The sequence below is a fragment of the Aidingimonas lacisalsi genome (assembly GCF_008079445.1).
In the GTDB taxonomy this organism is placed as follows: Bacteria; Pseudomonadota; Gammaproteobacteria; order Pseudomonadales; family Halomonadaceae; genus Aidingimonas; species Aidingimonas lacisalsi.
The window spans coordinates 326,076-347,102 of sequence record NZ_VRYH01000004.1; the positions used below are offsets into that span (position 1 = coordinate 326,076).

The window sequence follows — 21,027 nt, forward strand, 5'->3', positions numbered from 1 at the left end:
GCACGGATACAGCGCCATGTCATCGATACTGGTCATCAACAATGGCTCATCGAGCCTGAAATTCGGCCTCTACCAAGCGAATCGAATCGTTCTGCGCGGTATCGTCGATCGTATCGGGAACCAGCCCAGCATGACCCTTGTGCACGGAGATATCGAGACGCGCAGCTTCCAACCTCGACATTCCGATCATGCCAGTGTCGCGGAAGCACTGCTCGAATGGCTGGATAATCAGGATCGGCTGCGTACGCTCCAGGGTATCGGCTACCGGATCGTGCACGGAGGACTGACGATTCGTGAACCGGTATTGCTGAATGAAGACACGCGCGCCTATCTCGAGTCATTGATCCCTCTCGCACCACTACACCAGCCCCAAGCGCTAGCCGTCGCCGGACGACTGCAAGAACGATTTCCGAATTTATTCCATGTCGCCTGCGTGGACACGGCATTCCACCGAACGCAACCTTGGGTCAATCAGCAGTTCGCTATCCCCCGGCATCTAAGCGATGAAGGTATTTTGCGTTATGGCTTCCATGGCTTGTCATATGCCTCAATCGCCAAACGGCTCGCTCGTCATCTCGGTGACACCGCCGATGGACGGATCGTCGTAGCGCATCTAGGCCAGGGTTGCAGCCTCTGTGCGTTACTGCATCGACAAAGTCAGGCAACGTCCATGGGCTTCACTGCCCTCGATGGTCTGATGATGGGACGCCGATGCGGTAGCCTGGACCCTGGTGTCATCCTCTATTTGCTGCAACAACGCGGCTGGAGTGCCGACGCCATCGAGCGAATGCTTTATCACGATAGTGGCCTGTATGGCGTTTCCGAGCTATCGGATGACATGCGTGATCTGGAAGCCAGCAGTAATCCGCAAGCGCAACAAGCCATCGAGCTGTTCGTCAACCGAATCATCCAAGGCATAGGCGCTCTTGTTGCACAACTCGGTGGACTCGATGCGTTGGTGTTTACCGCCGGTATCGGTGAACACAGCTCGACTATCCGATCAGCGATCTGTCAACGTCTGACATGGTTGGGCATTGAACTGGACGAGCGCGCTAACGCGCGGAACGACACACGACTCGACAACGGACAAGGGCCGACTGTTCTGATGCTACCCGCCGATGAAGAGCGGGAGATCGCCATGGCGACCCAGCAATGGGTCAATCAGGCCGGCGAGCATGAGCGGGATCGGACCTAGTCCCTGGCGTTGAATGCTCACACGCACGCTATGCCTATACTTTGAGCAGGGGTCAATGTCCATGTCGGCTGGAACGTCGCTCAAAAGGTACGCCAGATGCAACGCCAGGAATTCCTGCAACAATTATGGTTGGATTACATCCACAGGCATCCGGATCTGGGTACACTACGAGTGTGGCCACTGGACAGTACGCCGGAATATCTCGTCATCCTGACGCTCAACCATCGCAACTTCTCCATCGACAGTCTGTTACCGACACTGGCGCACTTCGGCTATCGACGCATTGAGCGATACGCGATGGCCGATCGCGGCCTGCTGATCTCCTTGATGGCTCCACCTGACGACGGTGCCTGGCTGATTCTCGGTGAACTCCAATTGGGCACGCTGACACGCGAACCTCGCCACTACCTGGAAAGTCTGATCGCCAAGACACCGAAAGCTGACTGCCGAGGGCAGGATCTGCTCTGTCGGGGTCGACCATGGCCCATGCCGGACTGGTCCCATTTCCAACTCCTCCGACAAACCCACCCGATCGCCGCCTGGCTATCGGTCATGGGCCCCCGCTTACACCATGTCGGCTTCGATTGCCAACGACTCGGCAGCGATCTGGACACGCTCGATCATGACATGCAGCAGGTTGGTTTCACGGGCAATACCGATCGGCATCATGGCGTATTTCCCGTCTCGCCGTTGCTCAATTACCGCTTTTACCCGACGAACTCACAACGCCTGATCTTCGAGAACGGGGATGAGCATCGTGAGGTACTGGGCGGCATCGCTCTGGTTCAGAAATGCTTGTCCAGCCACCAAGAGCGTGCCGCCGAGTTACTTCTGCCACTACATACCCGTTGCGAGATTGCTTAAGACGTTATGCGTCGCGTTACCGTTGTCTTCGCGTGCTCACTCAGCGTCGTGGCAACCGGCAGAGAATGTCACCCAGGCGCCTCCAGCCGTTGACGACTCGAGTGCCCGAGTGATGAATCGCAAGCCATCCACACCATCGGTGACCCCTGGCACAGACAGTGTGAGGGGGTCGGCTTCACGTCCCTCGTTGAGAGCGCATATCCTCTCGGCAAAGTCGCTGTAAAGTTGTGCAAAGGCCTCCAGGTACCCTTCAGGATGGCCTGGTGGTATGCGAACCGCCGCCATCGCTGCGTCATTCAGACCAGGCCCATTGCGGGTCAGCACACGCGGTTGCTGCCCCTGTGGAGAATGGAACAATCGATTGGGATCGGACTGCAGCCATTCCAATCCGCCACGACTGCCGTAAACGCGTAATTTCAAGCCATTTTCGTTGCCCGGTGCGACCTGACTCGACCACAGCATACCGCGAGCTCCACCCTTGAAACGAAGCATCATATGGACATTATCGTCGAGCACACGGCCTGCAACGAACGCATGCATATCGGCAGCCAGCGATTCGACTTCCAAACCGGTCACGAAACGCGCCAGATGATAGGCATGGGTGCCGATATCTCCCAAACAACCCGCCGGTCCACTACGCTGGGGATCGGTACGCCATTCCGCTTGCTTGACCCCACTTGCCTCCAAAGGGGTAGCAAGCCAATCCTGGGGATATTCGACCTGCACCACCCGCAGATCCCCCAATTCGCCAGCCATGACCATATCGCGCGCCTGGCGTACCAGCGAATAACCGGTGTAGTTATGGGTCAGTCCAAAAAAGCGACCGCTACGTTCGACCAGGGCAGCCAGCGCCTCGGCATCTTCCAGCGTCGTGGTCATCGGCTTGTCGCAAATGACATGAATGCCCGCTTCCAGAAAGCACTTGGCGATATCAAAGTGCAAATGGTTGGGCGTCACGATCGCCACGACATCGATACCGTCAACTCGACGACTTTCCCCTGCAGCCATGCTGCGGTAATCAGGGTAAGCTCGATCCGGTTCGACATGCAGATCCGCTGCGGCTGACTGGCTGCGTTGGGGATCGGAAGCGAATGCCCCAGCCACTAGCTCATAGTGGTCATCGAGACGAGCGGCGATACGATGAACGCCACCGATGAACGCGCCTGGACCACCACCGACCATGCCTAGTCTCAGCCGGCGGCGGGTTTGATCTTCATGACTCATGTCGTCGTCTCCTCCGCTCAGACAAGCCCGAGAATGCGCCGGTTGGCGGCTTCGTCGGATCCCCCATCGGCGAAATCATCGAACGCTCGTTCGGTAACTTCGATGATATGCTCACGAATGAAATTCGCTCCTTCACGCGCGCCAACTTCGGGGTGCTTGAGACAACACTCCCATTCCAGTACCGCCCAGCCATCGTAGTCATTGGCGGCAAGCCACGAGAAGATACGCTTGAAATCGACCTGACCATCGCCTAGCGAGCGGAAACGACCGGCACGCTCGGTCCAGGATTGATAGCCGGAATAGACACCCTGCTTGGGGCTCGGGTTGAATTCCGCATCCTTGATATGGGCCATTTTGATACGATCGCGATAGACATCCATGAACCCCAGATAATCGAGTTGTTGCAGCAGCAAGTGGCTGGGATCGTAGAGGATATTGCAGCGCGGATGGTTCCCGACTCGTTCCAGGAACATCTCGAATGTGATGCCGTCGTGCAAGTCCTCACCGGGATGGATCTCGTAGCAGAGGTTCACTCCCGCCTCGTCGAAGGCATCGAGAATCGGTCGCCAACGCTTGGCGAGCTCATCGAAAGCGGCATCGACAAGCCCCGGCGGACGCTGGGGCCAGGGATAGATGAATGGCCAGGCCAAGGCGCCGGAGAAGGTGCCGTGATCGGACACACCGAGATTGCGCGAAGCGCGCGCGGCAAGATGCAACTGATCGACGGCCCAGGCCTGACGAGCCTCGGGATTGCCCTTGACTTGGGGAATGGCAAAACCGTCGAACACCTCGTCGTATACGGGATGGACGGCCACCAGTTGGCCTTGCAGATGTGTGGACAGCTCGGTCAGCTCGACCCCGTTTTCCGCTAACGTTCCCTTGATCTCATCACAGTAGGTGGAACTCTCAGCAGCCAACTTCAAATCAATCAACCGCTGATCCCAACTCGGTAATTGCACCCCTTTGTAGCCATGTCCCGCCGCCCAGGCGGCGATACTGTCGAGACGATTGAAGGGTGCCTCGTCACTCGCGAACTGAGCGAGAAAAATGGCCGGCCCCTTGATGGTTTTCATAAACGGATACTCCTCGATTCTGCAGTGCTTGACTTTCAGAGCCTCCTGGAGCGGGCCCACCTGGGCCCGCTCGGCCGACGAACGTCAGAATGGTGAGTCCGGATAATAGTATTGCTCGGCATTATCCTCGGTGATCAACGGCGAGCCGAGGATATACTCCCCGACGACTGGCCCGTTGGAAACGAAATGCTGGACCGTGAGATCCATCGCCGTTGCAATCATCGCGGGTGGATACAGGACATCAACCGGCACCAGCTCATCGCCTTCCATGACACGCTTGATGATGTCTTTCATGCCTGCGCCTCCGACGATGAACAATTCATCCTCGCGCTCGGCCTGTCTCACGGCCTCGATCACACCCAGGGCGGTATCGTCGTCCTGCGCCCACACGGCATCGATGTCGTCGAAACGAGACAGAAAATCCTGCATGACTTCGAAACCGTCATCGCGATTCCAGTTGGCATGCTGCATGTCGAGGATCTCGATGTCGGAACCTTCGATCGCGGATTGAAACCCTTCGACCCGTTCATCGTCGATCACCGTGGGGATGCCACGCAGTACCACGACGTTACCCTCGCCATCGAGCCGGTCGTGAATGTACTCCCCGGACACGCGCCCCATCTCATGATTGTTCCCGGCGACATACAAGTCCTCGATCCCATCCTGAGTCAGCCCCCGGTCGACTACGGTGACGAAGATGTCTTCTTCCTTGACGCGGCGGACCGGGTCGGTCAGCGGTCCGGACTCGAAAGGCAATATCACCAAGGCATCGATATCGCGCAACGAGACCAGATCTTCCAGATCGTTGGCTTGTTCGCCCGGATTGCCTGCCGTGGAAATCGTGAACGAGATATCGGGATAGAGCGATTCCAATCGCTCCTTGGCTTCTTCGGCGTGATAATTGACCCCACCGGTCCAACCATGGGTGGCCGCGGGTATCGACACGCCGATGGTATACTCCTGAGCCGCGGCAAACGCCGGTAACCCCAGCGCCGCCGACGTAACGCAGGCAGCCAGCGTCGTTTTAATGCTTGGCATGATCATGCTCCTCTCCTGCTTGTGATTGTTGTCCTGCCATCGATCATGGAACCTTTTTCCTTCATGGCTCCCCCTTCCTCCACGCTGCACGTTGCAGATACACCGCCACGATGATGATGATTCCCTGCACCGTACCGTTGAGATAATTGGAAATGGCATCGGTCAGGTTGAGAATATTGCCGATCATGGTCAGCATGATCGCCCCGACTACCGTGCCCCAGATACGACCGTGCCCCCCCTTGAGCACCGTGCCACCAATGATCACCGCAGCGATGGCTTCCAGTTCCCATAGCACACCCGTCGCTGCCGATGCCGACCCCAGCCGCGGCACATATATGATGGTCGCGAGAGACACACAGACCCCTTGCATCACGTAGGTCAACGTCTTGACCCGGTCGACATGGATAGCACTGTATTCAGCCACTTTCTCGTTGGAGCCTATGGCAAAGCAATAGCGGCCGAAACGGGTGTAGTTGAGAAGAATGTATCCGGTTACAGCAACAAACAAAAAGACCCATACCGGAATCGGGATCCCCAACAGACTGTCGTAATAAACCGGGCGATAGACATCGCGCACGTTCCAGTCAAGCGTCAATGTGCCGCCATCGGCCAGGTAAGTCACCAGTGAACGATAGATTCCCATGGTCCCAAGAGTCACGATAAAGGCTTCGATCCTGCCCTTGGTCGTGACGATGCCGTTGATGAAACCGGCACCTACCCCAAGAATCAATGACGCCCCCACCCCGATCGACACCGTCACCAACCCGGGGCCGAATTGCTCGAGTACACCGTTCATGAGGATGATCATCACGCCAGCGATGAACGCTGCCATCGAGCCTACCGAAAGATCCAGCCCACCGGCTGTGATGACGAATGTGGCTCCGACGGCAATGATGCCGATGAAGGCACTGCGTGTGAGCATGTTGGCGAGATTATCCAGGCCAAGAAAGGCCGGATTGATCAATACTCCGAGAAGCGCTAACACCACCAACGCGACGAAAGGCCCCCAGGTCTTGAAGTCTATCGAGACAGTCCCGCGTTTGCTGGACTTGTGTTCAGGCACGACGTTGCTCATCCGCTCCTACCCCCTTGATCCCGGATGCATACTGCATGATTTCCTGTTCGCTGATCTGTTCTTCTTCAAGGATGCCTGTCAGTACACCGGCACACATGACCGCCACTCGATGCGAGAGCCCGATCAATTCGCTCATCTCCGAAGAAATCAGAATGACCGACTTTCCCGCATCGGTCAGTTCGCGAATGAAATGATAGATTTCCTGCTTGGTCCCTACATCGATGCCCCGGGTGGGCTCATTGATGATCACGATCTCGGGATCGATCGACATCACCTTGGCCAACAGCAGCTTTTGCTGGTTACCACCCGATAGTTCAGCAACCGTTGACGCCTGAGTCCGCAGGCGAATGTCAAAGCGCTCGACGGCCGCATCGAATGCCTGATCCTCGCGTCGACGGTCGATCAACGGATGACAATAGTCACGCAGATTCATCAACGTCAGGTTGGGACGCAATCCCATGTTGAGAACCAGCCCCTTGCCCTTGCGATCTTCCGTGAGATAGGCAATACGGTGGCGTACGGCATCACGCAAATGACGAAATATTACCGGCTGTCCCTTATGCAGCACCTGTCCTGCAGATCGCCGACGCAGACCCAGTATCGACTCGATCAATGCCGTTCGTCCGGCTCCCACCACACCACCGAATCCCAGCACCTCCCCCTGACGAAGAGAGAAGCTGGCATGATGGACAGCTCTCGGTACGACGATATCGCGAGCTTCGAGCACGACCGGCGCCTGCTCGGACACGACCGCCCGCGCTGGATACATCTCGGTAATCTCACGCCCGACCATCAGTCGAGACAGCTCTTCCGTGTCATAAGCGGACGCCAGTCCGGTTTCGATCAGACGTCCATCACGCAACACCGTGACGCGATCCGCTATCTGGGCGATTTCACGCAACTTGTGAGAGATGTACAGGATCGCCACCCCACGCTCGCGTAGCCGTGCGATCAAGGCAAACAACACCTGTACTTCATGTTCGGTCAACGCCGCGGTCGGCTCATCCATGATCAGCACACGCACATCGTGCGTGATGGCCTTGGCGATCTCGACCATCTGCTGATCGGACGTACTCAACTCCTTGATCCGCTGGCGCGGATCGACATCGCTTTCCAGTGCCGCCAAGGCCTCACGACAACGAGCGCGCATGGCTGAGCGATCGAGGAATGGACCCTGGCGGATCTCGCGGCCCAGAAAGATATTCTCTTCGACGGACAGTTGATCGGCCAGCGCCAACTCTTGATGGATCATCACGATGCCATCCGATTCCGCTTCGCCACTCGACCGATACTGCCGCTGCTCACCGCCGACGAGAACGTCACCCGACGATGGCGACAGGTATCCGGCGAGAATACGCACCAGGGTGGACTTACCTGCCCCGTTCTCTCCCAGCAGGGCATGTACCTCGCCAGCACGCAGAACCAGATCGACGTCGAACAGTACCTGATTCCCGCTAAAAGATCGGCAAATGCGCCGTCCTGCCAATACGCTATCGTGAATAGACTCCATCAGCCCGCCTTGCATCGATTGGTTTAATGGCACGTCAGCCCTATGCTGTCGTCAATCAGTCAGGACAGCCTCTCCACTGTCATTGACATCGCCTTATTGCAACACGTGAATGAAAGCGGACGACGGTTTTACTTTAGTCACTAAAATAAATTCCTACGTATGCCACTTTTGTCGCATCGGCCACGCTATATCGCCCTACCTCTCACTCAGTGGCTCACGGGCATGGAGACTCATCAATGATTTACGCGCTCATTCCACTGATATACTTTACTCGTAAAACTTATTGATTCGGCGTTTCCATCATGGCCATCCAGCTCAATGACATCACGCGTCAGGACAATACCTTGGCCGTTCTACGAACCCTACGCGCTCAAGGACCCTTGGCGCGTGTGGACTTGGGAACCTTGAATGGCATCAGTTCCGCAACCGTGACTTCGATCACGTCCGAATTGTTGAAACAAGGTCTGGTTGTCGAATTGCCACATGACACCCTGCAAAGCAACGGCCGTGGACGCCCCAAGACGCTGATTCAACTCAACGCCAATGCCGCCTGCGTCATCTGCATCAAATTATCGATCAATGACGTACAGATCGTCGTGGGCGACTTCACCGGGCAAGTACGCTATAGCCGCCACTATCCTTTGGTGACACTGTCATTGTCGCCGGAAGGACTCAGCGATTTCCTGGAAGCCAAAGTCGCGGACATACGTGCTGACATTGCCAATACGTATCGATGTTTTGCCGGCATTTGCCTGGCCGTGCAAGGCGTCGTCTCACCCAGCAACGGCACCATCATCTGGTCGCCGGCACTGAGCTTTCGCAATGCCTCGCTGTCGGAACGACTCGCTAACACGTTCGCTTGCCCCGTGCTGCTCGAAAACGATACCAACTGCATTGCGAAAACGCTCGCCGGGCAACCCGGTTACTCAGCCTACCCGAACCTTGTGGTCATCATGCTCGGCTATGGTATCGGCATGTCCGTGCTGATCGACGGCAAGCCCTTCGTCGGGGCGAATGGGTCGGCGGCTGAATTCGGTCACAGCAAATACGAACCCGGGGGCGCGTTATGTGCCTGCGGTCGTCGCGGCTGTATCGAAGCCTACGCCAGCGATTACGCCCTGTACCGTGAAGCACGCGCTATGCTTTCCCTGCCACCCGGCGATAGTGCCCATCCCTCTGCCGAGCAAATGCAGGCATTGACCCAACTGGCGATGCAGGGCGACCCCATTGCAAAACAGATATACGACAAGGCGGGACGTGCACTCGGTCATGGCATTGCCAATGTCCTGGCATTATTCAATCCGGACATGGTGCTGATCACCGGCTCCGGCATACGCGGATACGAAGCGATGCGCCCCTCGCTAGAGCACACATTACGCGACGCTCTGGTCGATGAGTTGATCAGCCCCAGCCACCTGGAGACCTGTCCATGGGACCGGGACATGACCTGCCTGGGAGGGATTGCCATGACACTCGATGCCACTGAACGGGATATACTAACGGCACTCCCTGCCGAACCTACGTGAACGCAGCACCTGATACACCATTCACCGCCGCCGATCGTGGGTTACATCCATATCCCCTTCCTCTGGAAATGCCAACGGTTCCAGTTGCAAGTCCAACTCGAGCTGTTGCGGTTCATGGCGAGGATCCAACTCACTGATATAGTGCATGGTTTCCATGACCGGCACCGCCACGTAAGGTTCCTGGTCGACGTCCGGCTGATATTGCCTGGCCCCATGAAGGTTGATCGCAATGAACATCGCCAGTGTCAGGGCAACCGCACCAAGAAATATCCACAAGCCATCCGGCCCTATCACCTGCATGACCAGCGACGCGGAAAACGGTCCGATAATCGAGCCGATGCCATACCACATCATCAGCTTCGAATTCGCAGCAACGATTTCCTCGGGCTCTAGCCAGTCATTGGTATGCGCCAGACTCAAGGAGTAAAGCGTATGCAGCATCGCAGTGTGAAAGCAGGCCACCAGCAGCAGCATGACGAAACTGACACGAGCCGCCAGTGAGATAACGACGCCGGCAATGGCCATGATGACAGCCATACACAGGATCACCTTGCGCCGATCGAAATGATCCGACAGACGCCCCAGACTCCATTGCGCAACGAGTGCCACCAGGGTGGTTATCGACATGAACTGAGCTGTCTGAGCAGTACTCAGACCGATTTCCTGACCGTAGTAAGGTGTCATGGCAAAGAATGCTTGAACCATGAGGCCGGATACGAAAGCGGATACCAGCCCGACGGGCGCACGTTGATACAAGGTACGCAAGCGGATTTTCAACGGCGCTAAATCCGTCGTTCGGCTCGGCCCGTGGATGCGATGGATGGACAGCGGTACCAACGACAGCGCAAATAGCATGCCGGTCACTGAGAAAAGCGTCATCGTGGCGGGATCAGCAAGGTTGAGAAGCCATTGCCCACCCGCCAGGGAAGAGGTCGAAATCACCATGTACCAGGCCAGAACTCGGCCACGGTTCTCATTGGTCGATTCACCGGATACCCAGGATTCCATGACCATCAGCAACCCGGCGGTCGAGGCCCCACCAAAGACACGCCATACCAGCCACGCCCAAGGATTGACCCACAACCCGTGCAACATGGCGGTGACCGCCAGCATAGCTGCGCACGCTGCGAACACACGAATATGCCCCACCGCCCGGATGCGCTTTTCCAGCCAGTAGCTGCCACAGACGAACCCGATCGAGAAGCTCGACATCAACAGCCCCGCCATTTGCGATGAGAAGCCTTCCAACGACATGCGCACGCCAAGCAGGGTCATGATCAAACCATGCCCCAGCAGGAAACTGATCTCGCACAGGAACAGAATCGGCAACGTGGCTGGAATGCTGCGCACGACGCTCTCCTCCCTCTTCAACGGGATATCAAACGGACACGGTCAACCTGACCAGCAGGCGGGCATTCTACAATCTCCTCCGATGCTTTCCACCCGACTTCCCCTACTCGGGAAGTTATTCACCGATACTGTGGATAACATTGTGAAAAATGGCTGCATATATAATGCAAGCGAGCAGGACAGCCGGGTATGAGTCGGTTTGGTGGATTTTTCGGCACCTTCCCGTTTCGTCGAACAGCACCGACTTGTGCGGTGCAACACCTAGGCATGCCGCAAAAAGGGTGGCAGGCTTATATCATCAATGACAACAAGGTCAGGAGAGGAAAAGGCATGTCCAGTCCACTTTGGCAACCCGCACAAGCCGCCATCGACGCCTCTCAATTGAACGCCATGATGCGCCGAATTGCCGTTGAGCACGGTGTCGAACTCAATGACTACGCCGAGCTCCATGACTGGAGCGTCGAGCACCTGGAAACGTTCTGGTCACTATGGTGGGATGAAGCGGGCATCCTCGCCGATACCAAAGGCGCCACCATTCTCGAGCGTCCGGATGCCATGCCTGGCGCCCGCTGGTTCCCCGAAGCCCGTCTCAATGTCGCCGCCAATCTGCTGCAACGACGCGATGACCATGCCGCCCTCATTGTCCGTGACGAGCGTCAGCGTCGTCGCATCATCAGCTATCGTGAGCTTTATCGGCTGGTTGCCAAGCTGGCCCACTCACTCCGCCAAAGTGGCATCAGCCCCGGTGATCGCGTCGCCGGCTTCGTCCCCAATAGCGAGCATGCCGTCATCGCCATGCTCGCCTGCGCCAGCATTGGCGCTGTCTGGTCTTCCTGTTCACCGGATTTCGGTTTTCACGGCGTGCTCGACCGTTTCGGCCAGATTCAGCCCAAGGTACTGATTGCCACGGATGGTTACACCTGGAATGGCAAACCCATCGATACCCATGAACGACTGGTCCAGATCAGTGAAGCCATCGATTCACTCAATCAGGTCATCATATTTCCCTTTCTCAACGACGAACCGATGACTCGTGGCATCGACAAGGCCGTGAGCTGGGACGATTACCTCAACAACGAGGCCGAAGACGTCGTTTTCGAACCGCACCCCTTCGACCATCCGCTGTACATCCTATATTCGTCCGGCACGACGGGGGCCCCTAAATGCATCGTCCATTCAGCCGGCGGCACGCTTCTACAACATCTCAAGGAACACCGATTACATACCGACATCGACGAACACGATGTCCTTTTCTACTACACCACCTGCGGCTGGATGATGTGGAATTGGCTAGTCTCCGGGTTGGCCTGTGGCGCCAGTCTGGTACTTTACGACGGCTCTCCGTTTGCACCGGATCCCGATGTGCTCTGGCGGATCGCGGAGCGAGACGGCATCACGGTCTTTGGCACTAGCGCCAAGTACATCTCCGCTTGTGAGAAGGAGGGGCTATGTCCAGGCGACACGTTCGATCTGTCATCCTTGCGTGCCATCCTTTCCACCGGCTCGGCACTCGCCCATGAATCCTTCGATTATGTCTATCGAGATATCAAGCAGGACGTGCTGTTAGCCTCGATTTCCGGCGGTACCGATATCGTCTCCTGCTTTGCCCTCGGTTGCCCCATCCGACCCGTTTATCGAGGCCAACTGCAATGCCGCGGCTTGGGTATGGCCGTGGACGTGCTCGATGATAATGGTCAACCGCTGCGTGGTGACAAAGGGGAATTAGTATGCACCAGACCGTTCCCATCGATGCCCATCGGCTTCTGGAATGACCCCGATGGTCAACGTTATCGCGATGCCTATTTCGCGACCTTCCCGGGCATATGGGCCCACGGAGACTATGCGGAAATCACTCCGCAAGATGGCCTGATCATTCATGGACGATCGGACGCCGTACTCAATCCCGGCGGGGTGCGTATCGGGACTGCTGAAATTTATCGCCAGGTCGAGAAAGTGACTGGCGTCCTCGAGTCCCTGTGTATTGGCCAGGAATGGGACGATGACGTTCGAGTCGTTCTCTTCGTGCGATTGCGGGACGGCCTTACCCTCGATGACGCCTTGTGTGACGAAATCCGGCGCACGATCCGCGCCAATACCACGCCACGCCATGTCCCTGCGAGAATCATTCAGGTCAGCGACATTCCCCGTACCCTATCGGGCAAGATCGTCGAGCTCGCCGTACGCAATGTGGTCCATGGCCAACCGGTCAAGAATCGGGAAGCGTTAGCCAACCCGGACGCCTTGTCGCTGTATGAAAACCTGCCGGAACTCAGGAAATGAACTGACCGAGATCGGCTTCATTGATGCCGCGCTGGGCACATTCCAGGCTTTGACGTAGCATGAGACGTCCAAGAAGAACGCTTATGCTATCGGATCGCGAGGAGCAGGGAATGTCGACCCTGAAAGGGATCATCAGCGTACTGCTGCTGTGTCTTAACACACTGTTCTGGACACCGCCGCTATTGTTGTTGACGCTGATCAAACTGACCATGCCGACACGCCGATTACAACGATACATTCTCGGTGGGCTCAATCGAGTGGCGCTCAACTGGATCGGCGTTAATCTCTGGTGGATGCGGCATTGGCTGAAACCGCAACTGCAAACGCGGTTGCCTGACGGTCTGTCGCTCGACCGGTGGTGGTTGGTGATCTCCAATCACCAATGCTGGACGGATATCTTCGTGTTGCAAATGGCCCTCCACCGTCGCATTCCCATGCCGCGCTTCTTCCTCAAGCGCGAACTGTTCTGGGTGCCGATAGTCGGGCTCGCTTGGTGGGCGCTCGAGTTCCCTTTTCTGCGGCGCTACCGACGTCAGCAAATCGAACGCAATCCACGTCTTGCCGAACGCGATCGACGTGCCACAGAACGGATGTGCCAACGCGCTCAGGATATGCCTATCGCGATCTACAACTTCGTCGAAGGAACGCGTTTTACCCAAACGAAACACGCCGCACAGCAGTCCCCCTTCCGACATTTGCTACGTCCCAAGGCTGGCGGAACGGCGCAGGTCATTAACCTCATGGGCCGCCGTCTCAGTGGCATTCTGGACGCGACTCTGATATATGCGACGCCCTCACCTTCGTTCTGGCGCTTCCTGTGTGCACGGGAGGGGCCTATACGGCTCGAAGTGAACCATTTGGATGTCCCCAATTGGATGACCTCCGGCAACTATCATCAGGACCCTGAGTATAAGGAACGTTTCCAGTCATGGCTCAATGCCTTATGGGAAGAGAAGGATCGGCGACTCGATACCTGGTCGTGATGCTGATCGTGATCCTCGGAGTACTGGCAGGCTGCGCCAGCACCCCGAAAAGCACACAACGCATGAATACCATTGCGGGTAATTGGATCGAGGTTCAGCGCGGAGATACGCTCGGCGGCATCGCTCGTCGGGCAGGCGTACCGGTTGAGCGGCTGAGCCGATTCAATCCAGGAGTAGATCCTGAGCATCTGGCCATTGGTCAACGCTTGCTGGTACCGACATTGCGGGAACGTGCCCCTTTCAAGGGCCCGTACCGATATCAAGTACGCCCGGGAGACACGTTTTCGTCCATTGCCAGACGATTCGACACACAGGCATCCAGCCTCCAGCAAGCCAATCCCGGTACCGCCCCTACCCGGCTTGCGGTAGGACAGCTGATCAATGTCCCCCTCGTTCACAGCCCAACCGCGACGGCCAGCGCTGAACGACAACGCTCTGCCACAGCCGCGCCGACGTCATCCAAGGCGCCTGCAACCGATAACGGCCTGCCCGACGAGACCGACGACTGGTCCTGGCCGCTTGCGGACTACCGGATCGAGCGTCGATATGGCAAGGATGGGCATGGCACTTTGCAGCCTATGCTATTGTCGGCACAGGCCGATGAACATGCCAAAGCCGTCGCCGATGGCGAGGTCAAATTCGCCGGCAGCATGCGGAAACTAGGACGGGTCGTCATCATCCATCATCCCAACAATCTACAAAGCGTCTATGCTCAGTGCGACGCATTGGATGTCGACGCCGGCAACCGTGTTGAACAGGGTAGTAGCCTCTGCCGAATATCACAGGACGACGCCACTCAGCGTTCCGTGTTGTTGTTCGACATGCGCCGGGGAGGCAAACCCGTCGACCCGGAACGCATTCTTCCCTAGCCCGCCACTGTCATCGTTCGGTCACCTCCTCGTCGACAAATTGTCATGCCGAAACGTGACACTACGTCAAAGCACGACGGCGAGGATTCACCATGCGCGTTTGCCTGGTCAGTGAAACTTGGGCACCTGAAATCAACGGCGTCGCCCACACTCTGATGCATATCAGCCGAGAACTTTGGCAGCTCGATATAGCGTTACAGCTCATTCGTCCTCGCCCCAGGCACGCACCTCATCGTGCCGAGTTCATGGAAGCCGAGCATCAGGTTCGTGCCATGGCGCTACCCGGCTACGATGCGGTCCAGTTGGGATTGACCCGGCCCAGAGCGATCATGCGCTTCTGGCTACGACAACGTCCATCCGTCGTCTATATCGCCACTGAAGGCCCCCTGGGATGGGCGGCATTGCACGCCGCCAGACGGATGGACATTCCTGTCGTCAGTGGTTTTCACACCAACTTCGATCATTATGCACGGGACTACGGAGTCGGCTGGCTCGGTAACGGCATCAATGCCATCCTGCGACACTTTCATAATCGTACCCAAACGACCTTGGTTCCGACGACCGCTCAGGCCGAAGCACTCCGTCAACAGGGCTTCGATAATCTGCGTGTACTCGGACGGGGCGTCGATAGCCATCACTTTCATCCCGGCAAACGCGATCCCATCTTGAGACATCAGTGGGGAGCCAACGATAACCAACCGGTGGCGCTGCACGTCGGTCGGCTGGCCAACGAAAAGAACCTCGACTTGCTGGTTGAAACCTGTCACGCCATGCAACGCGTTCAGCCCGACCTGATCCTCGTACTGGTAGGCGATGGTCCCGGCAGAGAGAAGCTTCAGGAGCAGCTTCCGGACGCCGTTTTCACGGGCTTCATCGACAGCCAGGCGCTGGCAAGACATTATGCCAGCGCTGACCTCTTCGTGTTCCCTTCGTGTTCGGAAACCTATGGCAATGTTGTGGCCGAAGCCATGGCCAGTGGCCTCGGCATCATCGCATTCGATTACGCCGCGGCCGCCGAGTTGATCGACCATGGCCAGAGCGGCATCAAGGTGGCGTTCGGTGATCACCACGCATTCATCGAACACGCAGTCACGCTCTGTCAACAACCAGCGACTTACTCGCGACTTGGACATGCCGCACGTCTGCGTGTCACTTCGCACAGCTGGCGGCAGATTGCCAACGACTTTCTCGCAACACTAGCGCATGTACAGGAGACCCCGGATGACGCCACGCATCCCTACCGTCTTTGAACGACTCGATGCATTGGAATGGCAACTATGCCGACGTCTCGCCAAGGCCGGTAGCCAGCGACGTTTTCTGATGATGCTGCGTATCGCCAGTCGTCTCGGCGACTGGCCAGCATGGGTGGCACTCATCATTACGCAGCCTCTGCTTCACGGATCCACGGGCTGGCGATTGAGCCTACACTTCACCGTCATCGCCCTGGTTGCCATTGTTGTTTACCGGTTGATCAAGACACGCGCCTGCCGAGAACGCCCATCGATCACCTATCGAACCATCCCCTGCATCACTGAGGCCCGTGACCGATACAGTTTCCCTAGCGGCCACACGATGCACGCGGTGATATTCTCGCTACTGACTGCTGCGACCGCCCCCGTCATGTTGATCATCGTTCTGCCATTGGCTCTTCTGATCGCCGCTTCGCGAGTCGGTCTAGGACTTCACTACATCAGTGATGTCATCGGGGGTGGGCTACTCGGCGTGGCTTTTGCCTGGCTCGGTCTGATGGGATTGCCGCATGTATGAAGAGCATTCCGGCTGACAAGACGGGAGGCTCGTGGCAACCTCATCGATATGAATGAACGACAGTCAGCATGGCAACGTATTCTTGATCAACCGCCGCTATGGCATTACAGCGGCGTGCTGGGTAACGACGTTGCAACGACAAGTTTCCACCGTCTCGACACCGAACTCGCATGGGAGCGCCCGACACTGTCACTGTATGGGCGACAACATGTCATCCCTCGCCAGCAAGTCTGGATGGGAGACTCGCAAACGACGTACCGCTACTCGGGGCGCGATTTCTCGCCGGTACCCTGGCACCCGATCGTCGAGACAATCAAATACCGCATAGAGACTTTACTGGCGTCTAGCGGCTTTGCTCCCTGCACGTTCAATAGTGTGCTGCTCAACCGCTATGACAGTGGCGATGACAGGATGGGATGGCACAGTGACGACGAACCCGAACTGGGACAAGACCCTGTGGTTGCCGCCCTCAGCCTGGGGGCTGAACGACCGCTACGCATGCGTTGGAAAGATCGCCGTACGGCGCCATTCAATATCTGGCTTCCCCACGACGGCTTACTACTCATGGGCCCCGGCACACAACGCTGGCTACAGCATGCACTCTTGCCGCGTCGCATACCCGGGTTACGGATCAGTCTGACGTTCCGCCGTGTACAATCGCCTATCATCCCCGATGATAACCGGGACTGACGAACGGCATTTTGCTGACCTTCATCGGCAATTGCTTGCCGCGAACTTCTGCATAAACCTCGCTACCGACAGCCGCATGTTCGACAGTGACATACCCCATGGCAACGGGGTGACCGACACTGGGGCCGAAGCCTCCAGAGGTCACGTGACCAATGGCGTGCCCCTCGGCGTCGAACAGTTCGGCGCCCTCTCTCACCGGAGCTCGCCCTTCACCCAATAAACCGATGCGCTTGCGGGAATGATCCTTGGCCTCGATCTGATGAAGGATCAGGTCGGCGCCGGGAAATCCGCCGGGTCGCTCACCATCCCGACGTCGTGGCTTGCTGACTGCCCATATCAGCGACGCTTCAACGGGAGTCGTCGTCGTGTCGAGATCATGCCCATAGAGACACAGTCCGGCTTCCAGACGTAATGAGTCGCGCGCCCCCAGGCCGATGGGCTGCACTTCATCCTCCTCACACAAACGTCGTGCCAAGGGGTCGCAATCCTCGGTCGCGACGGATATCTCGAAGCCGTCTTCACCGGTATAACCACTACGGCTGATCCATACCGGCATGCCGTCGATCTCAAACCGGCCGTGCTGCATGAATACCAGTTCACAGGCCTGAGGACACAGTCGGCGCATGACGGCATCGGCATGGGGTCCCTGCAATGCGAGCAATCCCCGATCGAGCACATCGACGTCATGATCGGCTCCCAAACCGTTGCGCAAATGCGCGATGTCATGCTCTTTACATGCGGCATTGACCACTAGATAGAAATGATCACCGGCATTGACCACCATCAAGTCATCCAGAATGCCACCCTCGTCGTTGGTGAACAGCGCATAACGCTGACGTCCTCTTTCCAGCCCCACGATATCGGCCGGCAGCAATGTCTCCAGCGCTTCCGCGGCGTTCGAACCATGTACCAGCACTTGCCCCATGTGAGAGACATCGAACAAGCCACAGAATTGACGTGTGTGTTCGTGCTCCTTCTTGACGCCCAGGGGATATTGCACAGGCATCTCATAGCCAGCAAAAGGCACCATTTTTCCACCTTTTTCACGGTGAAACGCATACAATGGTGTTTGATTGAGTTCACTCATGATGGATCTCGGCCCTCGCAGTCGATCGCAATGAAAGGAACCCGGCGTTCAACGGGTTCCGCGTACTTGAGCAAATCATGGTTTCGCAACGTCGCGAAGACGAACGGCGCCATTCGGCGCCGCTCGTGAACCACGACGCACTTACCGGTTCAGATCCTCACCCGGCAGCACATCCTTGCCTGCAAAATAGTCGTTGGTCAGTTTGAAAACGACCGGTGACAATAGTGCCAGTGCAATCAGGTTGGGGATCGCCATCATGGCATTGAAGACACTGGCCATCAGCCAGACGAAATTCAGAGGGGCCACGGCACCCGCCAGAATGGCCAGGATGTAGACGACCCGATAAATCTTGATGGAACCGACACCGAACAGGAACTCGAAACATTTTTCGCCATAGAATGCCCAGCCCAGAATCGTCGTGAACGCAAATACCGCTAGCGAGAAGGTCACGACATACTGACCGATTCCGGGAAGCGTGGCGTTGAACGCAAGAGCTGTCAGTGCCGCGCCTGTCTCGCCGGAGGTCCACTCGGTCGTAGTGAGAATCGCCAGGGCCGTAATGCTGCAGACCACGATGGTATCGATGAACGTACCCAGCATGGCGATCAATCCCTGACGCACAGGATTTTTGGTCTGTGCAGCCGCATGCGCGATCGGAGCGCTACCCAGACCGGCCTCGTTGGAAAACACACCCCGAGCCACACCAAACTGAATCGCCTTGGCAACCGCCGCTCCGGCGAAACCGCCAGCGGCGGAAATCGGCGTGAACGCATGGCCGAAGATCATGCCCAGCGCGCTGCCGATCTGATCAATGTTGATCAGCAGCGCCAGCAAACCACAGAGGATGTATGCCACGGCCATGATCGGAACCAGTTTGCCGGCCACCTTGGCGATACGCTTGATCCCGCCCAGAATGACAGCCCCTGCCAGAACCATGATGATGATGCCCGTCAACCAATGCGGCATGTTGATCGATTCGGCCAGACCGTCTGCCACCGAGTTGGACTGTACGGTATTGCCAATACCGAATGCGGCCACTGCACCGAAAAAGGCGAAGGCAAAACCCAGCCAGGCCCACTTGCGGCCCAACCCGTTGCGAATATAGAACATCGGGCCACCGACGTGATCCCCGGCTTCATCGACCTCACGATAGCGAACCGCCAGCACGGCTTCCGCAAACTTGGTCGCCATGCCCACCAGTGCGGTAATCCACATCCAGAACACGGCTCCCGGCCCCCCCAGGAAGATAGCCGTTGCCACACCGGCGATGTTCCCAGTACCGATGGTCGCCGACAACGACGTCATCAAGGCATTGAACGGCGACACTTCGCCTTCACTTTCTTCCTCCTTGGTGGTCGTTCGCCCCTTCCATAGCAAACTGAAGCCCATCCCGAGCTTGCGAATCGGCATCAACTTGAGACCGGCCTGAAGATAAAGCCCGACCCCTAGTAGCAGCACCAGCATCAGGGGTCCCCATACCACGCCTTCGATGGCGCTCAAGAGACTCGTTAAGGTTTCCATTACGTCCTTCCCCTTACCTTGGTTGTTGTTGTGCACTCGTTGGCATGCGGTGCACTGATTCGCGCGTTAAGCAATGTGTCATAACGCTGGATGTCCCCATTCACGTAGAATGCTTAGCCATCCAACCCGCGTAAGATAGCGAATCACACCACGATTCGACCAGCCCACCACAAAAAAATCGTGCTGCTGAGAATGCGACCGCTGCTGAGCAGCCCATGCCCGGCCTCAGCCCACTGCAACGTCAGCATCCGAGTTCCATGGTAGCCGACGTCCTGGAAGTACGCTGTGACATAGACGGCAACGAAACTTGTTTCTTATTGGAAACATAGATACATTATGCCGCAATATGGGTACACGACAAGTGCCCATCATGCCTGCAATGGCGTGTAACGCTGGACGTCTATGGCAAAGTCGGCCAACTTAGGAGGTGGCTCGATACGGAGTCGGCACAGACCGACACGGCCAATCATGGTGCCGGACGGCATCGTCGCCATGCCTTCCTACAGCGCCGACAACAGACCCTTTTTCGTATAGGAAATTGCAATGAGCTCGATTCCATCCAACCTGCGCTATACCGACAGCCACGAGTGGGTCCTCGACAACGGTGATGGCACGGCCACGCTAGGCGTCACCGACCATGCTCAAGAAGCCTTGGGTGACGTGGTGTTCGTTGAACTTCCAGATGCCGGTCGCGAACTCGAGACCGGCGAAGAGTTTGGCGTCATCGAGTCGGTCAAGGCCGCTTCGGACCTCTACAGCCCGATTAGCGGAGAGATTCTGGAAGTCAATGAGTCACTGGAAGACACGCCTGAAGCGATCAACGAGTCCCCTTACCAGGACGGCTGGATCGTCAAGGTAAAACTGACTGACAGTGACCAACTCGGCTCACTGCTCGATGCGGACGCCTACACCCGCATCGTCGAAGCCGAGCAAGACTGATACTTCCATCATGCACGGGGGCTGTGCACCAAGCGC

The 21,027-nt window shown here is 57.1% G+C and carries 19 protein-coding genes; 10 read left to right on the forward strand and 9 right to left on the reverse strand.

The genetic code is table 11. From position 1 onward, the window contains the following. Nucleotides 1–16 precede the first annotated feature (16 nt). The gene (locus tag FVV99_RS10605) at nt 17–1,195 is read left to right on the forward strand and encodes an acetate/propionate family kinase (RefSeq protein WP_148254047.1); all 1,179 of its coding nucleotides are present in this window, start codon (nt 17–19) and stop codon (nt 1,193–1,195) included. A gap of 96 nt (nt 1,196–1,291) precedes the next feature. Next, entirely contained in the window at nt 1,292–2,059 is a 768-nt protein-coding gene (locus tag FVV99_RS10610) for a VOC family protein (RefSeq protein ID WP_148254048.1), read from the forward strand. Between the two features lie 36 nt (nt 2,060–2,095). Here the strand turns inward: FVV99_RS10610 and FVV99_RS10615 are convergent, their stop codons facing one another. The 5 genes from FVV99_RS10615 to FVV99_RS10635 all read right to left on the reverse strand — a co-directional run bounded on the left by FVV99_RS10615 (nt 2,096) and on the right by FVV99_RS10635 (nt 7,979). Next, nucleotides 2,096–3,283 carry a Gfo/Idh/MocA family protein gene (locus FVV99_RS10615; protein WP_148254049.1) on the reverse strand — a complete coding sequence of 396 codons (1,188 nt, stop codon included), beginning with the start codon at nt 3,281–3,283 and terminating at the stop codon, nt 2,096–2,098. A gap of 17 nt (nt 3,284–3,300) precedes the next feature. Beyond that, nucleotides 3,301–4,356, reverse strand: coding sequence for a sugar phosphate isomerase/epimerase family protein (locus tag FVV99_RS10620; RefSeq protein WP_148254050.1), 1,056 nt, complete (start codon nt 4,354–4,356; stop codon nt 3,301–3,303). Between the two features lie 84 nt (nt 4,357–4,440). Then, nucleotides 4,441–5,394, reverse strand: a complete 954-nt coding sequence (locus FVV99_RS10625; protein WP_148254051.1) for an ABC transporter substrate-binding protein — start codon at nt 5,392–5,394, stop codon at nt 4,441–4,443. A 61-nt stretch (nt 5,395–5,455) separates the two neighbouring features. Beyond that, nucleotides 5,456–6,469 carry an ABC transporter permease gene (locus FVV99_RS10630; protein WP_148254052.1) on the reverse strand — a complete coding sequence of 338 codons (1,014 nt, stop codon included), beginning with the start codon at nt 6,467–6,469 and terminating at the stop codon, nt 5,456–5,458. Next, entirely contained in the window at nt 6,450–7,979 is a 1,530-nt protein-coding gene (locus tag FVV99_RS10635) for a sugar ABC transporter ATP-binding protein (RefSeq protein ID WP_148254053.1), read from the reverse strand. The genes FVV99_RS10630 and FVV99_RS10635 overlap by 20 nt, the downstream gene beginning before the upstream one ends. A 302-nt stretch (nt 7,980–8,281) precedes the next feature. On the opposite strand from FVV99_RS10635, the gene FVV99_RS10640 reads away from it, so the two are divergent. After that, complete coding sequence (locus FVV99_RS10640) at nt 8,282–9,505, forward strand: ROK family transcriptional regulator (protein WP_148254054.1); 1,224 nt, start codon at nt 8,282–8,284, stop codon at nt 9,503–9,505. Between the two features lie 21 nt (nt 9,506–9,526). Here FVV99_RS10640 and FVV99_RS10645 read toward each other — a convergent pair whose 3' ends face one another. Continuing rightward, nucleotides 9,527–10,855 (reverse strand): MFS transporter, encoded by a 1,329-nt coding sequence (locus FVV99_RS10645; RefSeq protein ID WP_148254055.1) that lies wholly within the window; start codon nt 10,853–10,855, stop codon nt 9,527–9,529. A 330-nt stretch (nt 10,856–11,185) separates the two neighbouring features. On the opposite strand from FVV99_RS10645, the gene FVV99_RS10650 reads away from it, so the two are divergent. From FVV99_RS10650 to FVV99_RS10675, 6 genes are all read left to right on the forward strand, one after another. Continuing rightward, on the forward strand, nt 11,186–13,135 hold the full coding sequence (locus FVV99_RS10650; protein ID WP_148254056.1) for an acetoacetate--CoA ligase: 1,950 nt from the start codon (nt 11,186–11,188) through the stop codon (nt 13,133–13,135). Between the two features lie 110 nt (nt 13,136–13,245). Next, nucleotides 13,246–14,118 (forward strand): acyltransferase, encoded by an 873-nt coding sequence (locus FVV99_RS10655; protein WP_148254057.1) that lies wholly within the window; start codon nt 13,246–13,248, stop codon nt 14,116–14,118. Then, nucleotides 14,064–14,987 carry a M23 family metallopeptidase gene (locus FVV99_RS10660; protein ID WP_236645372.1) on the forward strand — a complete coding sequence of 308 codons (924 nt, stop codon included), beginning with the start codon at nt 14,064–14,066 and terminating at the stop codon, nt 14,985–14,987. Before FVV99_RS10655 ends, FVV99_RS10660 begins: the two co-directional genes overlap by 55 nt. 92 nt (nt 14,988–15,079) lie before the next feature. After that, nucleotides 15,080–16,237 (forward strand): glycosyltransferase family 4 protein, encoded by a 1,158-nt coding sequence (locus tag FVV99_RS10665; protein ID WP_148254058.1) that lies wholly within the window; start codon nt 15,080–15,082, stop codon nt 16,235–16,237. After that, complete coding sequence (locus FVV99_RS10670; protein ID WP_148254059.1) at nt 16,209–16,754, forward strand: phosphatase PAP2 family protein; 546 nt, start codon at nt 16,209–16,211, stop codon at nt 16,752–16,754. Before FVV99_RS10665 ends, FVV99_RS10670 begins: the two co-directional genes overlap by 29 nt. Before the next feature lie 48 nt (nt 16,755–16,802). After that, nucleotides 16,803–17,444, forward strand: a complete 642-nt coding sequence (locus tag FVV99_RS10675; RefSeq protein WP_148254060.1) for an alpha-ketoglutarate-dependent dioxygenase AlkB family protein — start codon at nt 16,803–16,805, stop codon at nt 17,442–17,444. On the opposite strand, the gene gcvT is transcribed toward FVV99_RS10675, so the two are convergent. The 3 genes from gcvT to FVV99_RS18935 form a co-directional block, all read right to left on the reverse strand. Further along, complete coding sequence (gene gcvT / locus FVV99_RS10680) at nt 17,419–18,531, reverse strand: glycine cleavage system aminomethyltransferase GcvT (protein WP_148254061.1); 1,113 nt, start codon at nt 18,529–18,531, stop codon at nt 17,419–17,421. The two genes, FVV99_RS10675 and gcvT, sit on opposite strands and share 26 nt — an antisense overlap. 141 nt (nt 18,532–18,672) lie before the next feature. Continuing rightward, nucleotides 18,673–20,052, reverse strand: coding sequence for an alanine/glycine:cation symporter family protein (locus tag FVV99_RS10685; RefSeq protein WP_148254062.1), 1,380 nt, complete (start codon nt 20,050–20,052; stop codon nt 18,673–18,675). 368 nt (nt 20,053–20,420) lie between these two features. Then, nucleotides 20,421–20,546 carry a hypothetical protein gene (locus FVV99_RS18935; RefSeq protein ID WP_269090059.1) on the reverse strand — a complete coding sequence of 42 codons (126 nt, stop codon included), beginning with the start codon at nt 20,544–20,546 and terminating at the stop codon, nt 20,421–20,423. A 49-nt stretch (nt 20,547–20,595) separates the two neighbouring features. On the opposite strand from FVV99_RS18935, the gene gcvH reads away from it, so the two are divergent. Further along, entirely contained in the window at nt 20,596–20,991 is a 396-nt protein-coding gene (gcvH, locus tag FVV99_RS10690; RefSeq protein ID WP_148254063.1) for a glycine cleavage system protein GcvH, read from the forward strand. The last annotated feature ends 36 nt before the right edge of the window (nt 20,992–21,027 follow it).